Here is a 1500-nt window from a genome sequence, read left to right as displayed (position 1 = left end):
TAGCGGGAATTCAGCCCGTATCACATCAAAATAAATATCCAAACTCTCCAAGCTATTGATTTCTTCTTCAGGCAATGTGTCGAATAAGCTATCCGCTACCCAAAGCAGGGGTTCAAAGGCTCGATATTTCCGAAGGTTTTCATATTTATTAGTCTCTTTGCTGTTCCCAATGCTTTGAAGAGTTTCTGCGAACAGTTCAACTGCCCTCAACAGAAACATCTTTGCTGACAAGAATTGAGACCAAATTCCGCGCAGTGCTTCAGGCCTTCCGGTTGAGATAGCTTCTTTAGCCACCTCAGTCATAAAGAGATGGTTTTCATCTGTATCACCAGCTTGCCCGATGATGAAGCGGCACTCATGAAGAGCAATATCACGGCAATTCGCGAGTTCTATTTCCAAAGGAGTGCAGCCAAAAAGTTCAGCCCACCCGTTGGTTTCAAAGAAGTCCAGCACTTTGCGCTGAATGAGCTCACTGAACTGCTGCAAGGTGTTCGCATCGTCAACCTGAAAATCTGACTCTGTCTTCAATAGCAAGCTTGAAGTTTTCAAGAGGGTACTTGCCCCCAAATCTGTTTCACTGCCGTCGATGTAGGCTGAAGCTGCGTGCTTGCTTGCTTTGGATGCCAGAGCATTTGCATACAAAGAGATATAAATCTCTCTGACTAGGTTTGGAAGAGTAATTTGTTTACTAAGTGCAGTGCCTGCAACTTTTGCGTGGAGCTCTGTATTCATAGGGTCTCTTTGTTGATGGAGACCTGTGTAGTGTGTTCATTTATATTTTTTTTTGAAAAAAGTAGGTTGGTGCTCCAAGGTGATCTGAGAGGCCACTATCTATCCGGCCTTTAAGTGCCAAGTTTCAAAGAGCGCCATAAGGTGGTGGGGCGCAGGCGATGTTATTAACCTTTTGACACCTGTGACTCCAACTAGAGAACCTGCCTTGGCAGAGATTCAAGAAAAAACTCCACCTAAACCGGCTACGGTTTAGGTGGAGAGTAAATCATATAAAGCCAGCACTCTAAGTGCTTTCGCTGTTAAGTTCCGGGAATCGAAATCTCATGGCATCCGGAATTCCATCGAAAATTACCGACCTATTGGTTCTTTCTTCCGGCGCCATTTCATATAAGCTGATTTCCTGATTTTAAGTGCATGCATGCCCGCTGCTCTCGCCTCCAGTAGCTCGTTGCAGAGTTCATCTTGGTAGGTGCTTTGGTTATTAAGTTCCGGGAATTTAAATCTAATTGCTTCCAGATACTTATCCAAACTTCTCGTGCTAAATATTTCTTCTTCAAGCGGCATGTCGAAGAGGCTATTCGCTACCCAAATCAGTGGGGCAAAAGCTTTAAATTTCTGATAGCTAGCTCCTGGTACACAGTCTCTGCTGCTCTTGATATCTTGGAGAACTTCTGCGAACAGGTCAACAGCCCTCTTCAGAAACGTGTTTGCTGCCAAGAATTGAATTTGAATTGAAAGGTAATCCTGAGACTCATCCCTTGAAATATG

At 44.2% G+C, this 1500-nt stretch carries 2 protein-coding genes; both read right to left on the bottom strand.

The features are described 5' to 3' along the window. Window positions 1-732 (bottom strand): hypothetical protein (locus EBS11_RS28265; protein ID WP_290608849.1); only part of this gene is annotated, 732 nt, incomplete at its 3' end. A gap of 348 nt (window positions 733-1080) precedes the next feature. Beyond that, the coding region (locus tag EBS11_RS28260) for a hypothetical protein (protein ID WP_290608847.1) at window positions 1081-1500 on the bottom strand (420 nt) is incomplete at its 5' end.

The organism is Janthinobacterium sp. (assembly GCF_009923995.1).
In the GTDB taxonomy this organism is placed as follows: domain Bacteria; phylum Pseudomonadota; class Gammaproteobacteria; order Burkholderiales; family Burkholderiaceae_D; genus Janthinobacterium.
This window is presented reverse-complemented; position numbering and strand designations above follow the sequence as displayed.